This is a genomic window from Pseudomonas caspiana, assembly GCF_002158995.1.
Lineage (GTDB): Bacteria > Pseudomonadota > Gammaproteobacteria > Pseudomonadales > Pseudomonadaceae > Aquipseudomonas > Aquipseudomonas caspiana.
Genome location: NZ_LOHF01000002.1, coordinates 129,706 through 153,706, shown reverse-complemented (window position 1 = coordinate 153,706; position 24,001 = coordinate 129,706). Strand labels below are relative to the sequence as shown.

Sequence of the window (24,001 nt, the reverse complement as noted above, 5' to 3'; positions counted from 1 at the left end):
CAACAGATGATCTTGAGTGGAATGCATACCTGTGGGAGCGGTGCTTGGTCTGGGCGGCATTCCGACGATAAGACTGGACGCGGTTCAGTTTAGATCGCGGTGTTCTTATCGCGAGCAAGGTGGAGCGCCACCCCGGCCGCTCCCACAGGTTGAGATCCTTTTGGCTTATGAAACACCCGCTCCAGCTGAAGGTAGATCACCGGTGTGGTGAACAGCGTCAGCATCTGGCTGACCAGCAAACCGCCAACCACGGCAATCCCCAGCGGCTGACGGAGTTCGGCACCGACACCATAACCGAGCATCAAGGGCAGGGCGCCAAGCAATGCCGCCAGAGTGGTCATGATGATTGGACGGAAACGGGTGAGGCAGGCTTCGTGAATCGCGTCCAGCGGGCTCATGCCCCGATCACGTTGCGCCTCCAGGGCGAAGTCCACCAGCAAAATACCGTTCTTCTTGACGATGCCGATCAGCAGCACCACACCGATCAGGGCCATGATGGAGAAATCCTGTCCCATCAACCACAGCAGTAACAGCGCGCCGATACCGGCTGAGGGAAGAGTGGAAATAATCGTCAGTGGATGGACAAAGCTTTCATAAAGCACACCCAGGATGATGTACACCGCCACCAGCGCCGCAAGAATCAACCATGGCTGATTGGCCAGCGAACTCTGAAAGGCCTGCGCCGCACCCTGGAAGTTACCGATGATCGATGCCGGCATGCCGATTTCGTTTTTGGCTTGATCGAGCATGCGCACTGCATCGCCCAAAGCCACGCCGGGTGACAGGTTGAACGACAGGTTGGCGGCCGGGAACATGCCGTCGTGGGCGATGGACAATGGCCCCATGGTCGGCGCGCCGACCTTGGCCAGCGCTGATAGCGGTACCATTTCGTTGGTCAGCGGCGATCGCAGATAGAAGTACGCCAGGCTTTCGGCTTTGCCGCGCTGCTTGGCGTCCAGCTCCAGAATCACTTTGTACTGATTGATTTCGGTCTGGAATTCGCTGATTTGTCGCTGGCCAAAAGCGTCGTACAGGGCCTGATCGACATCATTGGTGGTTAACCCGAAGCGCGCTGCAGCACTGCGGTCGATATTGATATGAGTGACGCTACCGCCCAGTTGCAGGTCGTTGGACAAGTCGCGGAATGCCGGGTTGGTGCGCAGTTTTTCCGTCAGGCGCTGGGTCCAGGTATTGAGCAGCGGACCGTCATTACTCTTGAGCACGTATTGATACTGACTTCGGCTCGGACCAGGACTCAGGTTGATATCTTGTCCGGCGCGCAGGTACAGCACGATGCCGGGAATCTTCGCCAGCTTCGGGCGTATCCGGTCGATGAACTCACTCACCGAAACGTCGCGCTCACCGCGGGGTTTAAGGGATATCCAGAACCGCCCGTTGGCGATGGTCTGGTTGCTACCGCTGACGCCCACCGAATGGGAGAACGCCTGGACTGCAGGATCGGCACCGACGATTTTTGCCAGTTGCAGGTGTTTTTCCACCATGTCGGGATAGGAAATATCGGCCGCAGCCTCGCTGGTGCCAAGGGCGAATGCAGTGTCCTGGACCGGAAAGAACCCTTTCGGAATCAGCACGTAGCCAACGCCAGCCAGCACCAATGTCAGCCCGAAAATCCCGAGCATGATTCGTTGATGAGCCAGCGCCTTGTTCAATCCGCGCTCATAGAGCGCCAACAGACGTTCGCTGAAACCCGGTTTTGCATGCGGGTCATGTTTCGGCGCGCGCATGAACAGCGCCGCCAGGGTTGGTGCCAGCGTCAGTGAAACGACAACCGAAATCAGGATGGTGGCGGTGGCGGTGAGTGCAAACTCCTTGAACAGACGCCCGACCACACCGCCCATAAACAGCAGTGGAATGAACGCCGCAACCAGCGAGAAGCTGATCGACACCACCGTGAAACCAATTTCGCCGGAGCCCTTGATGGCCGCCTCGCGCATGCCGTCACCGGCTTCAAGGTGTCGATGGATGTTCTCCACTACCACGATCGCATCGTCCACCACGAACCCGACCGCCACCACAATTGCCACCAGCGTCAGGTTGTTCAGGCTAAACCCAAACACGTACATCATCGCAAAACTGGCAACCAGCGACACGCCCAGCACAGCGCTGACGATCAGGGTGGCCGACAGCTGGCGCAGGAACAGGGCCATCACCGCGACCACTAGCAAGATTGCGATCACCAGGGTGATTTCCACTTCGTGCAGCGAAGCGCGAATGGTTCGGGTGCGGTCGTTGAGCACCGAGACGTCTACCGAGGCCGGGAGCATTTCCAGCAAGCGCGGCAACTCGCGCTGAATGCGGTCTACGGTTTCCACGATATTGGCGCCGGGCTGGCGGAAGATCGTTACGTTGACGCCTTGCTGATCCCCCGACCAGGCCTGCACGTACGCGTTTTCCGAACCGTTGATGACCCGCGCCACGTCTTTCAGGTGTACGGGCGCGCCATCCTTGTAAGAGACGATCAGTTGCGCGTAGTCCTGAGGCCGGAATAACTGATCGTTGGAGGCAATAGTGGACACGCTGTCCTTGCCATACAGCGCGCCTTTGGCGAGGTTGAGACTGGTCTGTTGCACCGCCACACGAATATCGGCAAGGGTCAGGCCCAATGCGGCGAGCTTCTCCGGTGCAGCCTGTACGCGAATCGCCGGACGCTGCTGGCCGGTAATGAACACCTGCCCGACGCCATCGATCTGGCTCAGTTGCCGCGCCAACAACGACTCCGTCACGTCGCTCAGTTCGGTAGGCGGCATCAGGTTGGAACTGACGCTGAGAATCAGCACCGGGCTGTCCGCCGGGTTGACCTTGCGCCAGGTCGGCAAATTGGGCATGTCAGCGGGAAGTCGGCCTGCTGCGGTATTGATCGCGGCCTGAACTTCCTGCGCGGCGGTGTCGATGCTTTTGTTGAGGGTAAATTGCAGCGTCAGGTTGGTTGAGCCCAAGGCGCTGCTGGAGGTCATTTGCGTCATGCCGGGGATGGCGCTGAATTGCACCTCCAGCGGTGTCGCCACTGACGAAGCCATGGTTTCCGGGCTGGCTCCGGGCAGTTGCGCAGTGACTTGAATCGTCGGGAATTCGGCTTCAGGCAGCGGCGCCACGGGCAGCCGAGGGAACGCAATCGCCCCCAGCAGAACGATGGCAAACGTCAGTAATAATGTGGCGACCGGATGGTCTACGCACCAGGCTGAAATCGATCCACGGCCCTTCATCGTGTGCCGTCCAGCTCTGCCGTCTGGCTAGTCTCTGTCGTGTTACGCAGCACTTCGATTTTCGATCCCGCCTTGAGTCGTGACTGACCATCGCTGACCAGCACGTCGCCAGCCTTGGGACCGGAAATCAGCATCAGGCTGCTGTCCTGATACAGCACCTGCACCGGGACCACCTCGACCTTGTCGCCATTGACCCGGAACGCGAAGTGTTGATCGATACCGCGCTGCACCACCTGCGGCGGCACTCGCAATGCATCGCGGTCAATTGCCGTCTGGATTTTTACCGTGACCAATTGACCTGGCCACAAGAGCTGTTTCGGATTATTGAACTCGGCCTTGGCGCGAATCGTCCCGGTGGTGGCCGAGACCTGGTTGTCGATCAAGGTCAGTTTGCCGTCGCCGAGCAGGGTGCCGTTGTCGCCGTCACCGAGGAATGCTTTGACCCCCGCTGGCGTATTTGAGGCGATCAAGCCTTGCAGCGTCGGCAGCATCTGTTGCGGCAGCGAAAATTCGACTGAGACCGGATCAATCTGCGTAACGGAAAACAGGCCCTGAGCATCGCTGACTCGCAGGAAGTTGCCTTCATCGACATTGCGAATCCCGACCCGACCTGTCACCGGAGAGCGAATCTGTGTGTACGACAACTGCACTTGAGCGGCGTTGATCGCTGCTTCGTTACCCATCGCAGTGGCTTTCAGTTGATGAACCGTCGCCTGCTGCTGGTCGAAAGTCTGTTTGGAGATACCGTTGTCTTCACTGAGCAGCCGGTAGCGCTTGAGATCGACCTGAGCCATGTCCAGTTGTGCTTTGCTTTGCGCCAGTTGCGCCCTGGCTTGCTCCAGCGAGGCGCGAATCGCTCGGTCATCAATGGTCGCCAGCAAATCTCCGGCTTTCACCGTTTGCCCTTCCTTGACCAGCACTTTGGTGAGGATGCCATCCACTTGCGGGCGGATGGTCACGCTGTGCAGTGAAAGCACGGAACCAATCCCCGTCACAAAACGCGGTACATCTTCCTCGGTCACTTTGACGACTTTGACCGGCACCGCCGCAGGTGCGCTTACCTTGGCCGTCGCGGGACGCGTCAGGCTCCAGCTGGAAACACCGATCAAGCCGAGAATGACGGCAACGGCGAGGACGGTTCTGGTCTGTTTACGCATTCGAGAGGCGCCGGGAAGTCGGGAGAGGGAAGGTCGTGGTTGTTGGCTCCTCTCTTATACCCCCCCAACCGGGTCAGCAGAATGACGGCCGCCTGTCAGAATTGTCAGCAAGAAAAGCGCACTGCGAGCGAACGTTATCAAGAAACCCTGGCCCGCGACGATATCCATAGAAAGGAATTCGCAGAAATTTACCTGCTTGTTCCGTTTGGTTTTTGTACCAATCGAAATGCACTCAGTCGGAGCAAGCTCATGAAACGCAGCGTCTCAAATTGGAACCGTTGTTACGAAGTCGTTCATGAGGTGCGCAAGGTGGTCGCCTTGATGATTGTCGCCCCCTTATGTCTGAGTGCTTTTTCAGCCTCCGCAACTGAAGGGCGAATCAGCTTCAGCGGGCAAATCACCGAGGCAAGTTGCGCAGTGCTGCCAGCGACGGGCTCAGTCGCAGGTGCTCATACCCAACGGATCAACGTTTCGGCGCACATGTCCATCGTGGTTGATACGTCGCAAAACGCCTGTGCAGCATCAGTTATTCCATTCTCGACACAGTACCAGCCGCTGCCAGTTTCGCTGTCGACGAGTAACCGCTCAGGTGCCGGGGTTTTGACCCTGACCTATCAGTAGTCTGCGTCGCAGATAACATCAAACATGGTTTGAACACGGCTCTGTTGCAGTCAGCCAAGTTGGCTGCCCCACGACCGTGTTTGCTGCGCTATAGCACCGTGGCCCCTCAACGCAACCCCTTGGCCAAGCTGTTACTCGATAAGCAAGTGACAGGTCTGGTAGCAAAATAAGCGGCAGCTTGTAGTAGTGCTGTCATCTTTGCGTGAAGTATTGCCTGACCTTTGTAATCAGGTATTGTCGCGAGGCTACGTATTACGTGGGCTGCAAAAGAGTTACGGTTACTCCTACGGAAAGTTCCTGCAAGTTTCATGGGTTATTCCCTGTTGTTAAAGTAATAAAGCCGACATCGATCTAAAAGATCGAACCTTATAGTGCGTGGCGTCCGATTCAGGGCATACACGAAATAACACAAGGAATGTCGTTAATGAAAAAAATTACTTCTGTACTGGCCATTAGTGGCGCCTTGGCGTTGGGCCTTTCCAGTACCGCTAATGCTGCGAACAACGGCGTACTGAAATTTTCCGGCACGCTGACCAATATTTCCTGCAGCGTTGCGCCCGGCGCAGGTACCGGTCCAGGCACCTCGCCTGGTGACATTGCCGTTGACCTGGGCAACGTATCGTTCTCTGAAATTGGTACCTCTGGTGAAAACAAGCTGGAGACTGCGACCCCTATCCAGTTGTTGGTCAACTGCACGGCGGGTGCCGATCAATACAACCTGGTGAAGATGCGCTTCAAGGCCGGTATGGGCCACGGCACAGATGACAATGACAGCAAATTGCTTCGTGTAACCGGCTCGGCAGGCGGTGTTGCCATCGGTGTGCTCAATGCTACGAACCAGCTTATGGATTTGTCCGGCAATCAAACCATCGATAAACCACTGGTCAAGGATGGCGCTGGTGGCGCGACGGCTGAGCTCAACCTCGCAGGCGTGTACATGCTCAACGGCACGTCAACCCGACCAGGTACCGCCATGGGCGACCTGCCTTTTACGCTCGATTACGAGTAATGCGTCGTACGGAGCGAGTTCATCTCGCTCCGTCTCTTGGTAATGCACTCCATAAAATAGAAGGGCATGGACGATCGCAGGGCCGGTTTTAGCCGCTAACGGTTTTAATCCGGCACTGCGAATAGTGTCTTGTGGAAGACACTGGGGCGTTCATACCAAGCACAAGGCGAATGCCAGTATGTTTCTGTTCTTACATCGCCGCATCGTGCTGTTGGCTTCACTGGTTTTGTGGCTATTGCTACTTAACACAAGCGCGCAGGCGAGCATCGTGATCAACACCACGCGCATCATCTATCCGGCCGCAGACAAGGAGGTCAGTTTCGGCGTACATAACGTCGGCAATAAAGAGATCCTTGTTCAAAGTTGGCTGGAGACAGGCACCGAGCAAACAGATCCGGACAAGTTACCGTTTGTCATCACTCCGGCAATTGCACGTTTACCCAGTGATGGCAGGCAGTTAGTGCGGATTATCTATGCGGGGATGGGCATGCCCCAGGATCGCGAGTCAGTACTCTGGCTCAACGTTCAGGAAATCCCTCAGGTTGCCGCGCAAAATACATTGCAGATCGCCATTCGGCAGCGCATGAAACTGTTCTTCCGGCCCAAGGGACTGGTGGGTGATGTCGCCGAGGCGCCCGAGCATCTGCGATGGAAGCTGCACGCGGATAATACGCTGCACGTTGAAAATCCCGGGTCATTTCACGTTTCGATGGTCAGGATTACAGCGCAGCGCGGCGACAGCGAGTTGCTCGACAAGGACAGCCAGATGATCGCTCCGGGCCAGCAACTGCAATTACCGTTGAAAGCGTCTGGTAATGGCGCGACGTTGAGCTTTATCAGCATTAATGACTTTGGCGGTCAGGTTGTTTATCGCGCGGGGTTGAAAACCGGCGAAGTTACACAGGCCGTCAAAGTGGAGCCACAGTAGCGGCTACCTCTCTATCGTCACCTTGTTATTTACCTATTTGAGCCACGCCACGTGCGCTGGCTCACAAGTCGTGTGTCTGCCTGAAAGGGATTCGGGCATGGCTCAAGGCCTCCAGATCGAGTGGAAACAGCTAATGGAATGGCTTTACAAAAACATTGGGGAGTTAACCCCGGGATCCATCCTGCAGTTAGCAAAGGGGGTCAAGTCCAAACCGGTAAAGGTCAGTCTGGCGTTGGGTGTTGTGCAATTGCTATCCATGCAGAGCTGGGCTGCCCAGAGCGCTCCGGTTGCTGGCGTGAAGTTCAATACCGCATTCATCCAGGGCAGCGACCAGCCCCCGGAACTGAGCGAGTTTTTACAGGCTAATACGGTATTGCCTGGCACTTACCGGGTGGACATCTATGTCAATCGGGCTCTCAGCGGCAGGCGCGATATCGTGTTCGCCAACAACGCACTGTCCGGCCGCATCGAACCGTGTCTGACACTCCAGATGCTTCAGGCTTTCGGGTTGGATCTGGATCGCTTGGGCGCTGAGCAGACGCCGCAGAACCCGCACGCGTGCTTTGATTTACCAGCGAACATCGAGTTCGCCAAGGTCGACTATCAACCCAATGCGCTGCGCCTGAACATCAGCGTGCCGCAAGCGTCCATGCAACGCAGTGCCAGAGGCTACGTACCACCCGAATTGTGGGATGAGGGCGAGCCAGTGGGGTTTGCCAATTATTCATTCAATGCGGTGCGCCGCAGTAATCAGCGTGAGAGCACCGAGCAATATTACGTAGGGCTGCGCAATGGCCTGAACCTTGGGGCATGGCGCTTACGCAACGAGTCATCGCTCGTTTACAGCGACGGGCAGTCTTATCGCTTCAGCAGTAATCGGACCTATCTGCAACGCGATCTTGGTGCGCTGCGCAGTCAATTGACGCTTGGTGAAACCTTCACCGATTCACAAGTGTTCGACAGTGTGCGTTTTCGTGGTGTCGGGGTCAGTTCCGACGATGCCATGCTGCCCGACAGCGAGCGCAATTACACGCCGGTGATCCGGGGTACAGCCGAAACCAATGCGTCAGTGGAAATCCGGCAAAACGGCTTTTTGCTTTACAGCGGCAATGTGTCGCCGGGGCCGTTCGAGATCAGTGATATTTATCCGAGCGGCTCCAATGGTGATCTGCAAGTCACCATCATCGAGGCGGATGGCCGTCGACGTACCTTCACGCAAGCCTATGCTTCGCTACCAATCATGGTGCCCGAAGGTGCCTTTCGCTACAGCCTCGCGGCGGGGCAGGTCGACAGCGGTATGGATGACGGTGCAACGCCGACGTTTGCCAGTCTCGCCCTGATCTACGGTTTGACCGAGCACGTCACTGGTTTTGGTGGCCTGCAAATGGCTGAGGATTATCAGGCAACCAATATCGGTACCGGTCTCAATACCGGGTACGGCGCACTCTCCGCCGACCTGACTCATTCCATCAGCGAGACAGGTCAACAGCGCCAGGCAGGACACAGTGTGCGCTTGCGATACGCCAACGCACTGGATGTAACAAACACTACTTTTGCCGTTGCTGGTTATCGTTATTCCACCGAACTTTATCGATCCCTCAACGAGCATGTCGAAACGAGCCGCATGCGTTTTCGGCGTGACATGACCGGCCGTCCCAAGGACCGGATGGAGTTGACTGTTACGCAATCCTTGCCTGCGCAATTGGGCAGCCTGAGTCTGACTGCATCCGAACAGCGGTACTGGGGCAATGATGGTAAAACCCGGCAGTTTTACCTCGCTTACAACGCCGCCTGGCGCACGCTTAGCTACAGTTTGTCGCTGGAAAATAACCGTGAGTTCGGCAATCAAGGGCAGGGTGAAAGTGACAATCGAATCGCAGTCAGCCTGACCCTGCCACTGGGTGAAAACCCAAGCTCTGCAAGACTGTCATTCAATGCTGTACGAGACAGCTCGGGTGGTTACAACGCGCAAACCGGTCTCAGTGGTCAGGTGCTGGATAAGCGCCATGCTTTTTACTCGGTGCAGGCCGGACACGACAGCAGCTCCGGCAGTTTTGGGTCTGGGAAAATCAACACCACCCTGCCGTATGGCCGCTTTGAGGCAGGCTACAGCCAGGGACGTGATTACGATGCGTTAAGCCTCGGGGCTTCGGGGTCAGTGTTGGTTCATGGCGGCGGCATCAACCTGGGGCAGTCGCTGGGCGAAACCTTTGCTTTGGTAGAAGTGCCGAAGGTCGGCGGGGCCAGGCTGTCCAGCTTCAGCAACATCGAGACAGCTGCCAATGGTTATGCGGTGCTGCCTTATGCGCAGCCCTATCGAAGTAACTGGGTCAGTCTGGATACCCGACAGCTTGGGGCGGATGTGGAGCTGGATAACGCGGTTAACCAGATCGTTCCACGCCGCGGCGCGATGCCGGTGGTGCGTTTCAAGGCTTCAACCGGGCGTCGTGTGCAGTTCGAGCTTGTTCAGTATGACGGCAGCAAAATCCCCTTGGGGGCAAGTGTTGAAACACCTGAAGGCAAGGCTTTGGGGGTAGTCGACCCGACCGGGCGTGCCCTTATCCTCAGTGAGCAGGACAGCGGCGAGTTGCGCGTCAGATGGGCCAATCAAACCTGTCGCGCAGCGTTCACCTTGCCAACCCGTGATCCGCTACGTGCCTACGAACGCATCCGGGTGACGTGCCAATGACGAAGCTTATTTGTATCGGTCTCGCGGCCTTGCTGTGCAGTTTCAATGTGCAGGCGACAGTGTCGCTGAACGGGACTCGGTTGATCTTTGACGGTCGCTTTCCCGAGGCGAGTCTTGAGGTCGTCAATCGCAGTGATCACGAGGTGTTGATTCAAGCCTGGCTGAGTGACCCGACCAACATCGACGGCAGCCTTGAAAGCGCTGCGGTTGAACTGCCGTTTGTGCTCAGCCCGCACCTGGCGCGCCTGGACGCGCACGGCAAGCAAACGCTCAGGGTCTTGTATCAGGGGCAGGGCATGCCGCTGACCCAAGAGTCGTTGCTGCATCTGTACGTCCTGGAAATTCCACGCCGGACAGCAGGCAGCAACGCGTTGAACATTGCCATCCGCCAGCGCATCAACGTGTTCTATCGCCCGGCTGGTCTTGGCGACGATCCGGCTGCAACCGCCCATCGACTGCGCTGGACACTGGCTTCAACGTCGTTACGAGTGAATAACCCGACCCCCTATCATACCGCTCTTCAGGATGTGCGGCTGGGTGAGGCGGTTGCCAGCGATTATCTGATGCTGGCACCCGGCGCCAGTCATGAGATGCCGGTTCCCGTTGCTGCGGGCGCTCGGAGTCTGTCGTTCAGGGCGCTGAACGATTATGGCGGGGCAGATGTTTACTGCGCTGCGGGCAATAGCAACGGCTTTGACAACACTGAACATCGGCAAAAGGACTGCTGAACGATGAATACCTCTCTACGAGTTGCACGCAATTTTCTGAACGTTAGTGCCTTATGCCGAGGATATGTTGTAGCGAGGCTTGCCCCCTCCCGCAGGGCTTTCTGGCTCATGATGTTTTTACTGACCCCCGCCACTGGCTTCGCGATGGTGTGCAAAACCCAAGGGGCAGGCGAAACGGTGATACGTGCCAACCTGGACAGCAGCGTGGCCATCCCGGCGAGTGCTCCCGATGGCGAGATCGTCTGGCGTTCAGAACGGCAAGATCTTCAGGTCGAATGCATCAAGGACGGCGCGCAGTCTGGGGCGGAAGAGATTTTCCTTATCGTCAATCCGGACAATTTGAACGTCGGTCAGGGTATTCGGGCTGGCGTGACCCTCTCTGGGGTTGATTATCAGCAGAGCAGCGGGCGAATCAGCACGGGCCATTATTTGCCTGCGTGTCTTGAAGGAAGTGGGGATATCGGTGCCTGCCCAACGGCCAGATTCAACCTCGCGTTTTCCGTCTTCATTCAGAAGTCTGGTCCAACCCCTCACTCAGGTGTTGCCAGTGATTTGCTCGATTACAGAGTGTTCCAGCTCGACAGCGCCAGAGGGGCAAATCCATTGCCGGGTCAGAGCCTCGACTATCGGATCAATAACCTCAACGCCCTGCGCTTTGTGGCCTGTGATGCACAGTTGCGGGTCGTGCCGGAAAGTATTGAGTTCGGCAACGTCGGCATTCAGAACGTCGCAGTGGGCAGGGTGATCGAGCGTCGGCCTTTTTCACTTGTTACCCGACGCAGCTGTGATTCGCCGTTCAGTCTGGGCGCACGTTTCAGACCCGTCAGTGGCAGTCTTTCGGGCAGCTATCTGATTCCTGCCGCCAATGACGGTGTCGGTATCCGCATTCTGAGCGCTCGTGATGATGCGGTGTTGAAGTACAACGAACCCTTTCATCTGGCTGATTTGCTCAACGACGTTCAGGCCGCCAGCGTCGACTTCAATGCCGAACTCGTCTGGCAGAAGAACAGCCCTAAAGCCGGGCCGTTCGCGGCCGAAGTCATGGTTGACCTGTTCTACAAATAGGCTCAGCCGATGAGAGGTTTGGGGCAGTGCAGGCGGCGGGCAAACGATTCAGGTATGCTGCGCGGCCTTTCGATGACTGATTGCCATTTTCTGGAGCTTTTCATGACTTCTACTGACTCGACATCGGCTCCTGAAACCGTCGTCGCCGAGGATTCGGCCACTGACAAAAAAGTCGCCATCCCCGCGTTCAGCTTTCCTTTCAAGCCAGCCGATTTTGCGCAGGCAAAAAAAGATGATCCCTGGTATCAGAAGTCGAACAAGCACGGGCACAACAAAATCCCAGGCGCTGCGCCGCACGGCACCCGCAAGTCGATGGGCAAACGCTAAGCAATGACCGGGATTGTGTAGGCGCTGCCGAAGGCCGCGATCAGGTTTCCTGATTTACCGCCCTTGGCAGCTCTTGCAGGTCTTTCATTGACGCAAGCGTTCCTCTTGTAACTCTCAACTCGCCTGAAGCGGTATGAACATGTAGCCCGCAGGCTCGCCAGTTGCCAGCTGAGCACCCGCAAGATTGAGTGTTTCGATAACCGTGTCGCCGGCCACGTGAAAGGTCCAGCCGTTATTGACCGGCGCTACGTCGGTGCCGTCCACCAGATCCATGACCGCGGTTGCAAAAGCTTCCATATCCGGTAAGTACGCCACAAAGCCGTTGCCTTTCAGCGCCGTGGCACTGATTCCCAGTCGCTGGCAAATCGCCTCTTTGGCAGCTATGTCCTCCCGGTCAGCCTGACGAGACTGTTCAATCAGGCGGCCGAGTTCACTGTCGGCCAATTGGCCGCCGACGATCAAATCCGGTCCTTGCTCCCATGATTCAGGCGGACAGTCCTTGGCTTCCGGGCGCAGTGGAATGTGCGGGTTAATCTCCATCGGGTAGATCCTGCAGACCAGAGGTCTGCGGTCATAGATGCGGCAGAGCTTGTCAGCGTCAAGATTCCGGCAAGGCCCGACGTTATAAGCGGCGAAGGTGATCGCCACCTGTGCCTGGGTTGAACCACTCTGGACGGGTGTCGAGCGACGCGTGGCGTGTCCCAGTTGGGCCTCTGGTACGCCATACCCATTTGTCAGAAACGCCTCGGTCAGGATGATCAGCGAACCGCCGTCGGCCGCCCACTGCAAGGCTTCCCCGAGAGTGAGAGGCACGTGGTGGTCGGTGCAGCAACGGCCGCAGCCGACGCAGGAAAATCGGGTATTCATTGCGATAAGGGTCCGTCTTGACAGGCGCCGGACGCAGCAGGGAGCAGGCCTGCTTGCGCGACTGAGACGGTGTTCGAAGCAAATTGTGAGCCAGCGGCCAGGGCTGCTACTTTTTCAGCGTGGCGGGTAGCTCGGTCCACTCACTGACCGTGGCTTTTTTACTCTGCCGGTTGTAAAGGCACAATTCCGCGCCTGGCTGATTTTTCATGTGCGGCTGTGGATAACGGCCTCGGAGCATCAGCGCTTCATAGCCGACGTTGTCGTCGAACCCGGCCTTGCCGACAGCACGTACTTCCTTGAGCTGGCTGGCTTTCATACAGCTGTCGATCACAGCCTTGTCCAGGGCTTTCCAGGCATCTGGGCTGGAAGCGTTGGCCTGGCTGGCAAGTGCCGCCGAGGCCATCAGCAGGAAGGTGGATGCTTTCATCGTCGTTCTCCATGGGCATCGATTGATGCTGGAGTATGCCAGATCAAACCTGATCGGTTTCCAGACGCTGGACGTACCGCATGTTTGCTTTCTCGTACAGGCAGCGAGCGGCGAGGTTGTTCTCCATGACCTTGAGGTCTGCCCAACCTTCGCCCCGTTGGTGGAAAATGTGGAAAACATGGTCGAGCAACTGCAGCGCCAGACCCTGGTTTCTGGCGCGGGGGTGTATCACCAGGTCTTTGATAAAGGCGCTCGTCCAACCCTGAATCAGGCCGACCATGCCCTGATCGTCCCAAAGGGCGAAGCACAAAGCCGGATCGTATTCAGGATCTGTCTGCCAATTACTCACCCAATCGAAGTAAACAGGCAGATGGATATCATCGGCGTAACCCTGCTGCAACAAGGCATAAGCCTCTGGCGCGTCTTCAAGGGTGAACGCCGAGAGGCGGATATGACCTGGCCACGTCTGTGCCGGGGCCAGGTTGTCCAGGTCGCGGCGCATCAGCCAGCAATGCCGGTCTGAACCGCCGAGGCGGTCCATCACGTTCATGCGCCCTGGGCCTGAACCGCTCGCGCGGCGACAATCAGGCAGCGGGTTAGCTCGGGTGAAGAGAACTTGGTCAGAACCGCGTTGGCACCTGCTATCTTGGCTTTTTCACTGTTCATTGCACTGTCCAGCGACGTGTGCAGCAGGATGTACAAGTCTTGAAAATCAGGCGTCTCGCGCAGTGTTCGGGTCAGCGCATAACCGTCCATCTCAGACATTTCGATGTCCGAAACCACCACGTTGATCTGCGCCGGAGAACCTTGTAGTTCAAGCAATACGTCAATGGCTTCCTTGGCACTGCGTGCTGTATGGCAATCCAGACCGAGATTGCGCAGGGTGAGCAGCGATTGCTGCAACGCCACCTGGCTGTCATCGACCACCAGAATTCGCGTCGCCGCCAGGAGCTCGGCTTCCTCCATGGTCAGTTCGTCCGGCTGCGCAACGATCTGCGCCGGTGCGATGCCATGGATGACTTTTTCGATGTCCAGCACTTGTACCAGTGTGCCGTCGACTTGAGTCACGCCGGTAATGAACGATCGACCATTGGCGCCAAAGGGGGGTGGGCGGATGTCGGTTGTCAGGCAATGGACAATCTTGCTCACGGCCTGAACGTGCAGACCTTGTTTCGACCGGCTTACATCAGTGACGATCAGGCAGCCGCCGTCCGGGTCGACCAAAGGTTTTTCGCCAATGGCCCGACTCAGGTCGATGACTGACAACGAGGCGCCTCGCAGTGTGGCAACGCCTTTGACGTGCGGGTGCGATTCGGGAAGTCGCGTGAGGGCAGGGCAGGGGATGATCTCGCTGACCTTGAGCAGGTTGATAGCCATCAACTTACCGCTGCGTAACGTGAACAGCAGCAGAGAAAGTGAATCTGCTCGGACGTTCTTGGTGGACATATGAACCTTCTGGCAATAAGTGTTTTGCCGCAGTAAGCAGCAAACAGCCTTCTCTGGAGAGGTTATCGACCCGGCACTGGCGCTCTTGAGGTTTTTTGTGCGCGAGCCGGGCTTTCCCTGACCAGTCGAAAGGTCGATAGGGGGCTGGATGACATTTACGACGCCGAGTCATTAAGACTCGTTGTAGTCGTAATGACCATGAAATCAGCTGTGTCTATTTGACTGTAGTTTCTTAACTCACTGATTTTAATGGTTTTTAATTCTGGCACGGTTTCTGAAATGGCCTAGGTACATTCTACAAAGCCTGTGTGCCTGGAGTACATCATGTTAAGCGCCTCGGATCGTGCCATCGTTAAAGCCACCGTGCCACTGTTGGAAAGTGGTGGTGAGACACTGACTACTCACTTTTACAAAAAAATGCTCAACGAGTACCCGCAAGTCAGGCCGCTGTTCAATCCTGCACATCAGGCCAGTGGCGATCAGCCCAGAGCATTGGCCAATGGTTTGCTGATGTACGCTCGACACATCGACCAGCTTGAGCAATTGGGAGACTTACTGGCGAAAATCATCAACAAGCATGTGGCCCTGCAAATTCTCCCCGAGCACTACCCGATTGTAGGCAGTTGCTTGCTGAGCGCTATCTCAGAGGTGCTCGGTGACGAAATTGCGACCGACGAAGTCTTGCAGGCCTGGGGGTGTGCGTATCAGCAACTCGCGGATGTGCTGATCGGTGCCGAGAGCGCCATCTACGAGCAAAAAGCTCAGGCCCCTGGCGGCTGGCGCGGTACTCGGGAATTCAAGCTGGTGGCTAAAGTCGCCGAAAGCTCGGAAATCACGTCGTTCTACCTGCAGCCAGCAGACGGCGGAAAGTTGCTGGAGTTCGCCCCGGGCCAGTACATCGGTCTGCAATTACACATCGGCAACGAGGAGATGCGCCGCAATTACTCCTTGTCGGCAGTGGCGGGTGATAACCAATACCGGATCAGCGTAAAGCGCGAGCTCCATGGCAAGGTGTCGAACTATCTGCATGCTCAGTTTCAGGTAGGCGACAGTTTGCAGCTGTTCCCGCCATCCGGCGAGTTCACCCTGACCGCCAGTGACAAGCCACTGGTGCTGATCAGTGGCGGAGTGGGCATTACGCCAACTCTGGCGATGCTCGAGGCGGCACTTGCAACATCCCGCCCGATACACTTCATCCACTGTGCCCGCAATGGCGGCGTACATGCGTTCCGTGACTGGGTTGATGGCCTGGTGGCTCGGCATCCGCAGCTCAAACGTTTCTATTGCTATGCCGAAGATGACGGTGTCAGCCCCGCCGGTGACGCGGTCGGCCTTCTTGATCAGGCACGTTTGGAGCAGTGGCTGCCCAGGGAGCGGGATCTGGATGTGTATTTCCTTGGCCCTAAATCCTTCATGCAGGTCGTCAAGCGCCAGCTCAAGGCGGCTGGAGTTCCGGAGAAGCAAAGCCGCTTCGAGTTTTTCGGTCCGGCCTCTGCCCTTGAGTGAGGTGCGACAAATAGCCGCGCCCTTCTATATATAGAAGAGATTGCCAGCCATGCCTCTCGAGAGGTGCTGTCGCGTAGCGGCCAACATGTAGTTCTTTGCATGAAAATTCATTTTCTGTAGGCGCTGCGGAGTCATTGACTCTGGAAGCTGACGGCCTGCGACAAATAGCCGCATCCTTCTATATATAGAAGGATGCGGTTTTTTGCGTGGTGTGCATTGGCTCTGGCGCCGAATCATTGAGACAAACACCACCCGGCCGCCAAATATGCCCATATGGCGGCTAGAGACTTGAGTTGTCCCTCATGGGCCACGATTATCGCGAGCGATCAGGGCGCTGTGCCTTTACAATCCGGTGTCTGCCCTTAGGGGCGTAGTGATCGAACGGTCCGAATGGACATCCTTTCGAAAGGTATGTGAATGAGCGACAACATGTTGTACCTAAAACGCGAAAAGCGCTTCCTGGTCCTGCTGGGCGTTATCTGCCTGGCGTTGATAGGCGGAGCGCTGTACATGCAGATCGTACTGGGCGAGGCACCGTGCCCGCTGTGTATCCTGCAACGTTATGCATTGCTGTTCATCGCAATCTTCGCTTTCATCGGCGCTGCCATGCCTGGCCGTCGCAGTATCACTGCGCTTGAAACGCTGGTCGTGCTGAGTGCGGTTGGCGGAATCGTTGCGGCTGGCCGCCACGTCTACATCCTCTCGCATCCTACCGAAAGCTGTGGCATCGACGTCCTGCAACCGATCGTCGACGGCCTGCCATTGGCCTCGATGTTCCCGATCGGATTTCAGGTAAGCGGCTTTTGCACGACCCCTTATCCGCCAGTCCTCGGATTGTCCCTCGCACAGTGGGCCCTGGTCGCGTTCGTATTGACCGTTGTGCTGGTGCCGATCGGGATCATCCGCAACCGTCGCAAGTACCGCGGACTACAGGGCTTGTGATGAAAAAATGCCCCTACAAAAAGGGGCATTTTTTGTGAAAAATTCGTGAGCTATTTCGCGATTTTTACAGATCCTGATACAAACTGTTGCTAAAAAAAACATAGTCATTAAATTTCTAGATATCTACAATCCCCGCACTTGCCGCGCAGGGTCATCCCGCGATGAGCATTTTCGAGGTCAAAAAGCGCCTTTTGCGCAGGCTGTGCCGGTAGCGCCAGTCGGTCTCTGAAAGCACCATGAATGTCCGCACCAAAGGGAATTGGCCCGTTTCCGGGCTTGATGCCATACATTCGAATAAGAAATTAAAGATAAATATGGATTTGTAGTTACGCTTTGCATGCGTCGTGACAGGCTTTGTTCAATCCAAAAAATATGCCAACACAGGCAGGTTTCGGTGTTGGCGTTCGAAAACCAATTGCACCCGCAAGCTGCTTTTGCTTTTAGAGGTCGTGAGATGAGTAAAAAAAGGTACCCCAGGTTTTTTGGCTTCTTGGCCCTTTTCAGCATGCTTTTGCTCAGTGGTTGCGAGGGCGTGCCTCTGCTCGATCCTAAAGGGCAAATAGGGCTCGACGAGCGCAACCTGATTATCACCGCAACGCTGTTGATGTTGATCGTGGTAATCCCGGTGATTTTCCTGACGATCATTTTCGCCTGGAAATACCGCGCTTCGAACAAGGCTGCTACCTACACGCCTGACTGGTCGCACTCCACCAAGATCGAAGCCGCCGTCTGGGGCATCCCGATGGTGCTGCTGCTGGTCCTCTTCTACATCACCTACAAGTCCACCCACGCGCTGGACCCGTATCGTCCAATTGAATCCGACGTACCGCCGGTCACCATCGAAGTGATTTCGCTGGACTGGAAATGGGTGTTCATCTATCCGGAACAGGGCATCGCTACGGTCAACAAGATCGTCTTCCCTGCCAACACTCCGGTTAATTTCAAGATTACTTCCGATTCGGTGATGAACTCGTTCTTCATTCCGGGTCTGGGCGGCCAGGTTTACGCCATGGCTGGCATGCTGACCAAGCTGCACCTGATCGCTAACGAGAACCACGAGTTCAACGGTATCTCCGCCAACTACAGTGGCGCAGGTTTCACCGGTATGAAGTTCAAGGCGATCGCAACCTCCAAGGCTGATTTCGACGCCTGGGTCAGCGAAGTCAAGAGTTCACCTAAAAAGCTTGAAGCTTCGGAATACGCTGCTTTGCTCAAACCGAGCGAGCGTAACCCGGTCGAGCTGTTCTCCGAGGTCACCCCGAACCTGTTCCAGACCGTCATCGACAAGTATGAAGGCATGAAACCAGGCAAGAAAAACCCTCACGAGCAGGAAGGTACTGCTGAAGAGTCGGCTCAAGCCGGTCAGGTCGGGATGGACATGGGTAAGCATGTAGCTGCTGGGGCAGAGGAGTAAACGATGTTTGGTAAATTAAGTCTGGACGCGATCCCGTATCACGAGCCGATAGTCATGATCACCCTCGCGATGATCGCGCTGGGTGGCATTGCGTTGGTCGCGGCGATCAGCTATTTCAAAAAGTGGACCTACTTGTGGACCGAATGGCTAACGTCAGTCGACCACAAGAAGATCGGTGTGATGTACATCATCGTTGCCATGGTCATGCTGTTGCGCGGTTTCGCCGACGCCGTGATGATGCGTACCCAGCTGGCTTTGGCCCAGAACGGCTCGGAAGGCTATCTGCCGCCTGAGCACTATGACCAGATCTTCACCGCTCACGGTGTGATCATGATCATCTTCATGGCGATGCCATTCTTCACCGGCCTGATGAACATCGTCGTGCCGTTGCAGATCGGTGCCCGTGACGTTGCCTTCCCGTTCCTGAACTCCCTGAGCTTCTGGCTCCTGGTGTCCGGCGTACTGTTGGTCAACATCTCCCTGGGTGTCGGCGAGTTCGCCAAAACCGGTTGGGTTGCTTACCCGCCTCTGTCCGGTCTGGCTTACAGTCCTGGAGTGGGGGTCGACTACTACATCTGGGCGCTACAGCTATCCGGACTCGGGACAACGCTCACGGGTGTCAACTTCCTCGTCACCGTGCTGAAAATGCGCGCGCCTGGCATGAAGTTGATGGAAATGCCGATCTTCACCTGGACCTGCACCTGGGCAAACGTTCTGATCGTGGCTTCGTTCCCGATCCTGACCGCTACCCTGGCAGCGCTGACGCTTGACCGTTACCTGGACTTCCACATTTTCACGAACGAGTTGGGCGGTAACCCAATGATGTACGTGAACCTGTTCTGGGCTTGGGGTCACCCTGAGGTATACATCCTGGTACTGCCGGCGTTCGGTGTGTTCTCGGAAGTCATCTCTACCTTTACCGGCAAGCGCCTGTTCGGCCACAAGTCGATGATCTACGCCAGCGGCGGGATCTGCGTGCTGGGCTTCATGGTATGGCTGCACCACTTCTTCACTATGGGCTCCGGTGCCAGCGTTAACGCCTTCTTCGGTCTGGCGACAATGTTGATTGCGCTACCGACGGGTGTGAAGCTCTTCAACTGGCTGTTCACCATTTACCAGGGCCGTCTGCGCTTCACCGCGCCAGTACTCTGGACCCTGGGCTTCATGATCACCTTCTCGATCGGCGGTATGACCGGCGTTCTGTTGGCGATCCCTGGTGCTGACTTCGTACTGCACAACAGCCTGTTCGTAATCGCTCACTTCCACAACGTCATCATCGGCGGTGCGGTATTCGGTTACATTGCTGGCTTCGCGTTCTGGTTCCCTAAAGCGTTCGGCTTCAAGCTGAATGAAACATGGGGCAAGTCTGCGTTCTACTGCTGGTTCTTCGGTTTCTTCATTGCGTTCATGCCGCTGTACTTCCTGGGCTTCCTGGGTATGACTCGTCGTCTGAACACCACTGATAACCCGGCCTGGAACCTGTACCTGGACATCGCCTGGGTTGGTGCAATGGTGATTGCCGTTGGTATCGCATGCCAGCTCATCCAGATCTTCGTCAGTATCCGTGACCGCAACAAGCCAGAGAATCGTGATCTGACTGGCGACCCATGGAATGGCCACACTCTGGAATGGTCGACTTCTTCGCCACCACCGTTCTACAACTTCGCTGAACTGCCTAAAGCAGACGATCTGGATGCTTTCACTGCAGCCAAGCGCAACGGCACTGCTTACAGCGTACCGGCTCACTATTCGGCTATTCACATGCCGAACAACACTGCGACCGGTCTGGTGATGGGTCTGCTGTTGACGGTGTTCGGTTTTGCCATGATCTGGCACATCTGGTGGTTGGCTATCGCCAGCCTGGCGGCGACGGTTGTTTCGTTCGTCATCCACGCCGCACGTGACGATCAAGGCTACATGGTGCCCGCTGAAGAAGTGGCGCGTATCGAAGGTGAGCAGCACAAGGTCCTCGTGGCTCAGGGTGCATACACTCCTGGCAAATCCACACTGGAACAGGTTTAAACATGTCGAACTTAGTATTGAATCCAGGAGATGCCCACGGTCACGACGACCACGGGCATGATCACCACGACGCGGGGCCAATGACCGTCTACGGTTTCTGGCTTTATCTGATGACCGACTGCGTGTTGTTCGCATCCTTCTTCGCGATCTACGCGGTGCTGGTGAACAACGTCGCAGGCGGCCCTTCGGGGCACGACATCTTCGAACTGCCATTCGTGGCCGTCGAAACCGCGTTCCTGTTGTTCAGTAGTATCACCTACGGCTTCGCCATGCTGGCGGTCCACAAGGGCAAGCAGAGTCAGGTGCTGGGCTGGTTGGCCCTCACTTTCCTGTTCGGTGCCGGCTTCATCGCGATGGAAATCTACGAATTCCATCACCTGATCGTCGAAGGCTACGGCCCTAGCCGCAGCGGCTTCCTGTCTGGCTTCTTCGCACTGGTAGGCCTGCACGGCCTGCACGTGACCAGTGGTCTGATCTGGATGGGCATCATGATGTATCAGGTCAAGACTCGCGGCCTGACGTCGACCAACGCTACCCGTCTGAGCTGCCTGAGCCTGTTCTGGCACTTCCTGGACGTAGTGTGGATTTGCGTCTTCACCGTTGTTTATCTGATGGGGACTCTGTAAATGGCTAACGCACACGCGCATATCTCTGCTGAAGATCACAGCCACGGCGTGAAGGACTACGTGATTGGCTTCGTCCTGTCCGTGATTCTCACTGCTATCCCGTTCGGCGTGGTGATGTACCCGATCATGTCCAAGTCAGCTACGCTTGTGACTATCCTGTTGTTCGCTGTAGTTCAGGTTCTGGTTCACCTGCGCTACTTCCTGCACCTGGATCGTTCGGAGGCTCAACGCAATAACGTGTTCGCATTTGCGTTCACGGCGATGGTCATCGTTCTGCTGGTCGGCCTCTCGTTGTGGATCATGTTCAGCATCCACACCGTCATGATGGCTAAATGAGGTAACCCCTGATGTCCCTTAAGCACTTTATCCAAATCACCAAGCCGGGGATCATTTTCGGTAACGTGCTTTCGGTGGCGGGTGGCTTTTTTCTGGCCTCCAAAGGGCAAATTGACTTCGGCATGTTTCTGGCCGCCGTCATTGGCACCTCATTGGTCGTGGCGTCCGGTTGTGTATTCAACAACTGCATTGATCGTGACATTGACCAGAAGATGGAGCGCACCAGGAACCGTGTGCTGGTGCAGGGCCTTGTCTCATTGAGACTGGCCTTGCTCTACGCGACGATTCTAGGTGTTGGCGGGGTTGGTTTGCTGTACACCAAAACCAACCCGCTCGCGGCTTTGCTTGCAGTGATTGGCTTCGTGATTTACGTCGGCTTCTACAGCCTGTATTTCAAACGCAAGTCGGTCCACGGCACGCTGATCGGTAGCTTGTCGGGGGCCATGCCTCCGGTAATTGGCTACTGCGCAGTGAGCAACAGCTTCGACTTTGCGGCATTGACCCTGCTGGTGATGTTCAGCCTCTGGCAGATGCCGCATTCCTATGCCATCGCGATTTTCCGTTTCAACGACTATCTGGCTGCGAAGATTCCGGTACTGCCGGTTGAGCGCGGCATCAAGGTCGCCAAGCGTCATATCCTGCTTTACATTCTGGCGTTCCTGGTAGCCACATTGATGTTGACCTTCGGCGGTTACGCCGGGCTCAACTATCTGGCGGTTGCTGCGGGCATGGGTATGTACTGGCTGTATATGGCCTGGAAAGGCTACAAGGCAGTGGATGACACTGTCTGGGCCCGTAAGCTGTTCGTATTCTCCATCTTCACCATCAGCGCTCTGAGCTTCATGATGTCGGTGGACTTTCAGGTGACCAAAGATCTGTTGGTGACATACGCCTTCTGATCCCCCGGTTAACCTGGAAACAGAAAACCCCGTTGCTCGGCTGAGCTGCGGGGTTTTTTATTTTCCGGTGTTTTCGCCTGTCACCTAATTTCCAAACCGAAACTCATACTTGCCCGTCGGCTGCTCCAGCGCATAAGCCTGCATCACCTCCCTGAGCGTTTGCGCCGACGGCTCGTCGGTCGCGTAAAACGCTACGTGGTTGAACGCAGTAGCGATCTTGGGAATGTGCATCTGCAGTTCGCCGACCTTGATCCAGTTGTCCGGGCGCTCGGGGAACCACTCTTCGTAAACAAATGCATAGTGGACGTTCTTGCGATCCATCAAATCCTTGATCCATTGCGGACCGCTTTCGTATTTACGCAGCTTTAGCGCTTCCAGGTTGCCAAGGCCCCAAAGGTCCAGCACGTATTGCCTGGAGTTCAGCGCTACCAGCCCCAGATCGTTGACCGCCACTGGCGCGTTTAGCCGCTGGGCTATCTGCGACATCGGATATTGCTGGTTGTAGACCGCTGCTGATGCCAGCGGCGTGCTCAGCGTGGTGTACACCAGTTGCGCGAAGGCCAGCGGGAGCAACCCGAAGATGATCGCCGTGGTGCGTCCCCTGAAGTGGGTAATGCACATGTGCAGGAAAAATACCCCGAGGAATGTCAGCCAGTAAATTTCATAGCGACCGAACCAGCCATTCTTGCCGAACAGAGCGTGCAGGGCGGTCACCGTGATCAGCAGCATGATCAACAGCTTGCGCTTTGGCATGAACGCACACATGACCAGCATCGCCAGAATGACCCAGCCATACTTCTCGAACTGCCCGATGGCATTCATCGCGATGGACGACAGTCCTGTCGTGTCCGATTTGGCGATGACCGAGGAGGGCAGATAGCCAACCCCCAGGCGCGCCAGAAACAGAGAAAACAGTGCCACGGCACTCACCAGTGCCACCCCGCAGACCAGCGGCCTCAGACGCTCACCCTTGCACAGCAAATAGAGCAACACCGGAAGAGACACCGCCAGCCCTTCGTAACGCACCAGTGGCAATAGCAGGATGGCCAGATAGACGCCCTTGCTAGTGACACGTTCGCCATAAAACTCTTTGCACAGCACGCCCGTTGCGATCAACGCCACCAGATAAATCTGCAGGCAATGCTCCATGCCGTTGAAGATCAGTCCGTAAAAGTTGGTCGCCAGAAACCAGCCGCCCAGAATGAAAAATCGATGGGCGAAGCTGGCGTCCGGCAGCAATCGGTTGAAAAGTGAGCAGGTGAGAAAAGAGAAACCAATGTTCAGTAGCAGCGGCACCCACAGCACCAAGCCGCCCAGAGGGGTAAACGGCGCGAGTACAAAGGGCCAGAGGATGCTCGACGACGGAGCGGAGTATTCGCCGGGATTGATGCCGTAATGACCGCTGAAGATGCGCCTGGCCAGATCGATATGGATGTACGGATCGTCCAGGGTATACATCAACGTACCGCCGTTGATTACCAGTACGACCAGCAACAGCAGCGTGACAGGGAGACAAAACAGCAACAGCATCAGGCGGCGATCAGGTGCGGTAGCGATGGAGCAGGTTGCTGCGTTGATGCCTGTATCCATGGCGATCTGCTCATCAAAAAAGGCGAAGGAGTCCTGTTTGTCTTACACAGGATCAGCCTAACCCAGCCCCACTTGATGTCAAATTAATGGCCTCAATCGCATCTCGTTAATGCGGTGTTTATCACGCGTCAAAATAACAACTTGAGGTGTGGCGAGGCTGCTGGTAAGCGTGCGACCG

General features: G+C 56.3%; 21 protein-coding genes. 14 read left to right on the top strand and 7 right to left on the bottom strand.

Annotation, left to right across the window (positions count from 1 at the left end):
• Positions 1 to 89: 89 nt before the first annotated feature.
• The gene (locus tag AUC60_RS03075) at positions 90 to 3,224 is read right to left on the bottom strand and encodes a multidrug efflux RND transporter permease subunit (protein ID WP_238599510.1); all 3,135 of its coding nucleotides are present in this window, start codon (positions 3,222 to 3,224) and stop codon (positions 90 to 92) included.
• Complete coding sequence (locus AUC60_RS03070) at positions 3,221 to 4,381, bottom strand: efflux RND transporter periplasmic adaptor subunit (RefSeq protein WP_087264623.1); 1,161 nt, start codon at positions 4,379 to 4,381, stop codon at positions 3,221 to 3,223. The genes AUC60_RS03075 and AUC60_RS03070 overlap by 4 nt, the downstream gene beginning before the upstream one ends.
• A gap of 81 nt (positions 4,382 to 4,462) precedes the next feature.
• Between AUC60_RS03070 and AUC60_RS03065 the strand changes: the two genes are divergently transcribed.
• From AUC60_RS03065 to AUC60_RS03035, 7 genes are all read left to right on the top strand, one after another.
• Entirely contained in the window at positions 4,463 to 5,002 is a 540-nt protein-coding gene (locus AUC60_RS03065) for a type 1 fimbrial protein (RefSeq protein WP_087264622.1), read from the top strand.
• A gap of 424 nt (positions 5,003 to 5,426) precedes the next feature.
• Complete coding sequence (locus AUC60_RS03060; RefSeq protein ID WP_087264621.1) at positions 5,427 to 6,011, top strand: fimbrial protein; 585 nt, start codon at positions 5,427 to 5,429, stop codon at positions 6,009 to 6,011.
• Between the two features lie 178 nt (positions 6,012 to 6,189).
• A complete protein-coding gene (locus AUC60_RS03055; protein ID WP_087264620.1) occupies positions 6,190 to 6,939 on the top strand; it encodes a fimbrial biogenesis chaperone in 750 nt (249 codons plus the stop codon).
• Positions 6,940 to 7,072: 133 nt separating this feature from the next.
• Positions 7,073 to 9,628 carry a fimbria/pilus outer membrane usher protein gene (locus AUC60_RS03050; protein WP_087264951.1) on the top strand — a complete coding sequence of 852 codons (2,556 nt, stop codon included), beginning with the start codon at positions 7,073 to 7,075 and terminating at the stop codon, positions 9,626 to 9,628.
• The gene (locus tag AUC60_RS03045; RefSeq protein ID WP_087264619.1) at positions 9,625 to 10,356 is read left to right on the top strand and encodes a fimbrial biogenesis chaperone; all 732 of its coding nucleotides are present in this window, start codon (positions 9,625 to 9,627) and stop codon (positions 10,354 to 10,356) included. The genes AUC60_RS03050 and AUC60_RS03045 overlap by 4 nt, the downstream gene beginning before the upstream one ends.
• Positions 10,357 to 10,464: 108 nt before the next feature.
• A complete protein-coding gene (locus AUC60_RS03040; RefSeq protein WP_087264618.1) occupies positions 10,465 to 11,421 on the top strand; it encodes a fimbrial protein in 957 nt (318 codons plus the stop codon).
• 102 nt (positions 11,422 to 11,523) lie between these two features.
• Positions 11,524 to 11,748, top strand: a complete 225-nt coding sequence (locus tag AUC60_RS03035) for a hypothetical protein (protein ID WP_087264950.1) — start codon at positions 11,524 to 11,526, stop codon at positions 11,746 to 11,748.
• A 114-nt stretch (positions 11,749 to 11,862) separates the two neighbouring features.
• On the opposite strand, the gene AUC60_RS03030 is transcribed toward AUC60_RS03035, so the two are convergent.
• The 4 genes from AUC60_RS03030 to AUC60_RS03015 form a co-directional block, all read right to left on the bottom strand.
• Complete coding sequence (locus AUC60_RS03030) at positions 11,863 to 12,615, bottom strand: YkgJ family cysteine cluster protein (RefSeq protein ID WP_087264617.1); 753 nt, start codon at positions 12,613 to 12,615, stop codon at positions 11,863 to 11,865.
• Between the two features lie 106 nt (positions 12,616 to 12,721).
• Positions 12,722 to 13,042 carry a hypothetical protein gene (locus tag AUC60_RS03025; protein WP_087264616.1) on the bottom strand — a complete coding sequence of 107 codons (321 nt, stop codon included), beginning with the start codon at positions 13,040 to 13,042 and terminating at the stop codon, positions 12,722 to 12,724.
• A gap of 43 nt (positions 13,043 to 13,085) precedes the next feature.
• Positions 13,086 to 13,592, bottom strand: a complete 507-nt coding sequence (locus AUC60_RS03020; RefSeq protein ID WP_238599509.1) for a GNAT family N-acetyltransferase — start codon at positions 13,590 to 13,592, stop codon at positions 13,086 to 13,088.
• Positions 13,589 to 14,488: a chemotaxis protein gene (locus tag AUC60_RS03015; protein WP_087264615.1), complete on the bottom strand. Its 900-nt coding sequence runs from the start codon at positions 14,486 to 14,488 to the stop codon at positions 13,589 to 13,591. The genes AUC60_RS03020 and AUC60_RS03015 overlap by 4 nt, the downstream gene beginning before the upstream one ends.
• Positions 14,489 to 14,812: 324 nt before the next feature.
• On the opposite strand from AUC60_RS03015, the gene hmpA reads away from it, so the two are divergent.
• The 7 genes from hmpA to cyoE all read left to right on the top strand — a co-directional run bounded on the left by hmpA (position 14,813) and on the right by cyoE (position 22,233).
• Positions 14,813 to 15,994: an NO-inducible flavohemoprotein gene (gene hmpA / locus AUC60_RS03010; RefSeq protein WP_087264614.1), complete on the top strand. Its 1,182-nt coding sequence runs from the start codon at positions 14,813 to 14,815 to the stop codon at positions 15,992 to 15,994.
• Positions 15,995 to 16,411: 417 nt separating this feature from the next.
• Complete coding sequence (locus AUC60_RS03005) at positions 16,412 to 16,936, top strand: disulfide bond formation protein B (RefSeq protein ID WP_087264613.1); 525 nt, start codon at positions 16,412 to 16,414, stop codon at positions 16,934 to 16,936.
• Positions 16,937 to 17,390: 454 nt separating this feature from the next.
• Positions 17,391 to 18,350 carry a ubiquinol oxidase subunit II gene (gene cyoA / locus AUC60_RS03000; protein WP_087264948.1) on the top strand — a complete coding sequence of 320 codons (960 nt, stop codon included), beginning with the start codon at positions 17,391 to 17,393 and terminating at the stop codon, positions 18,348 to 18,350.
• Between the two features lie 3 nt (positions 18,351 to 18,353).
• Entirely contained in the window at positions 18,354 to 20,372 is a 2,019-nt protein-coding gene (gene cyoB / locus AUC60_RS02995; RefSeq protein WP_087264612.1) for a cytochrome o ubiquinol oxidase subunit I, read from the top strand.
• A 2-nt stretch (positions 20,373 to 20,374) separates the two neighbouring features.
• Positions 20,375 to 20,998 carry a cytochrome o ubiquinol oxidase subunit III gene (locus AUC60_RS02990; protein ID WP_087264611.1) on the top strand — a complete coding sequence of 208 codons (624 nt, stop codon included), beginning with the start codon at positions 20,375 to 20,377 and terminating at the stop codon, positions 20,996 to 20,998.
• Positions 20,999 to 21,334 (top strand): cytochrome o ubiquinol oxidase subunit IV, encoded by a 336-nt coding sequence (gene cyoD, locus AUC60_RS02985; RefSeq protein ID WP_087264610.1) that lies wholly within the window; start codon positions 20,999 to 21,001, stop codon positions 21,332 to 21,334.
• Between the two features lie 11 nt (positions 21,335 to 21,345).
• Entirely contained in the window at positions 21,346 to 22,233 is an 888-nt protein-coding gene (gene cyoE / locus AUC60_RS02980; protein WP_087264609.1) for a heme o synthase, read from the top strand.
• Positions 22,234 to 22,317: 84 nt separating this feature from the next.
• Here cyoE and AUC60_RS02975 read toward each other — a convergent pair whose 3' ends face one another.
• Entirely contained in the window at positions 22,318 to 23,823 is a 1,506-nt protein-coding gene (locus AUC60_RS02975) for a hypothetical protein (protein ID WP_087264608.1), read from the bottom strand.
• Between the last annotated feature and the right edge of the window lie 178 nt (positions 23,824 to 24,001).

Bases quoted from the DNA above. Each gene is read 5' to 3' on its own strand.
- AUC60_RS03070 (WP_087264623.1), bottom strand. From the start codon at position 4,381: ATGCGTAAACAGACCAGAACCGTCCTCGCCGTTGCCGTCATTCTCGGC.
- AUC60_RS03055 (WP_087264620.1), top strand. From the start codon at position 6,190: ATGTTTCTGTTCTTACATCGCCGCATCGTGCTGTTGGCTTCACTGGTT.
- hmpA (WP_087264614.1), top strand. From the start codon at position 14,813: ATGTTAAGCGCCTCGGATCGTGCCATCGTTAAAGCCACCGTGCCACTG.
- AUC60_RS03035 (WP_087264950.1), top strand. From the start codon at position 11,524: ATGACTTCTACTGACTCGACATCGGCTCCTGAAACCGTCGTCGCCGAG.
- AUC60_RS03075 (WP_238599510.1), bottom strand. From the start codon at position 3,224: ATGAAGGGCCGTGGATCGATTTCAGCCTGGTGCGTAGACCATCCGGTC.
- AUC60_RS03015 (WP_087264615.1), bottom strand. From the start codon at position 14,488: ATGTCCACCAAGAACGTCCGAGCAGATTCACTTTCTCTGCTGCTGTTC.
- AUC60_RS02990 (WP_087264611.1), top strand. From the start codon at position 20,375: ATGTCGAACTTAGTATTGAATCCAGGAGATGCCCACGGTCACGACGAC.
- AUC60_RS03030 (WP_087264617.1), bottom strand. From the start codon at position 12,615: ATGAATACCCGATTTTCCTGCGTCGGCTGCGGCCGTTGCTGCACCGAC.
- AUC60_RS03025 (WP_087264616.1), bottom strand. From the start codon at position 13,042: ATGAAAGCATCCACCTTCCTGCTGATGGCCTCGGCGGCACTTGCCAGC.
- AUC60_RS03050 (WP_087264951.1), top strand. From the start codon at position 7,073: ATGGAATGGCTTTACAAAAACATTGGGGAGTTAACCCCGGGATCCATC.
- AUC60_RS03020 (WP_238599509.1), bottom strand. From the start codon at position 13,592: ATGAACGTGATGGACCGCCTCGGCGGTTCAGACCGGCATTGCTGGCTG.
- cyoD (WP_087264610.1), top strand. From the start codon at position 20,999: ATGGCTAACGCACACGCGCATATCTCTGCTGAAGATCACAGCCACGGC.
- AUC60_RS03065 (WP_087264622.1), top strand. From the start codon at position 4,463: ATGACGGCCGCCTGTCAGAATTGTCAGCAAGAAAAGCGCACTGCGAGC.
- cyoE (WP_087264609.1), top strand. From the start codon at position 21,346: ATGTCCCTTAAGCACTTTATCCAAATCACCAAGCCGGGGATCATTTTC.
- AUC60_RS03045 (WP_087264619.1), top strand. From the start codon at position 9,625: ATGACGAAGCTTATTTGTATCGGTCTCGCGGCCTTGCTGTGCAGTTTC.
- cyoB (WP_087264612.1), top strand. From the start codon at position 18,354: ATGTTTGGTAAATTAAGTCTGGACGCGATCCCGTATCACGAGCCGATA.
- AUC60_RS02975 (WP_087264608.1), bottom strand. From the start codon at position 23,823: ATGGATACAGGCATCAACGCAGCAACCTGCTCCATCGCTACCGCACCT.
- AUC60_RS03060 (WP_087264621.1), top strand. From the start codon at position 5,427: ATGAAAAAAATTACTTCTGTACTGGCCATTAGTGGCGCCTTGGCGTTG.
- cyoA (WP_087264948.1), top strand. From the start codon at position 17,391: ATGAGTAAAAAAAGGTACCCCAGGTTTTTTGGCTTCTTGGCCCTTTTC.
- AUC60_RS03040 (WP_087264618.1), top strand. From the start codon at position 10,465: ATGATGTTTTTACTGACCCCCGCCACTGGCTTCGCGATGGTGTGCAAA.
- AUC60_RS03005 (WP_087264613.1), top strand. From the start codon at position 16,412: ATGAGCGACAACATGTTGTACCTAAAACGCGAAAAGCGCTTCCTGGTC.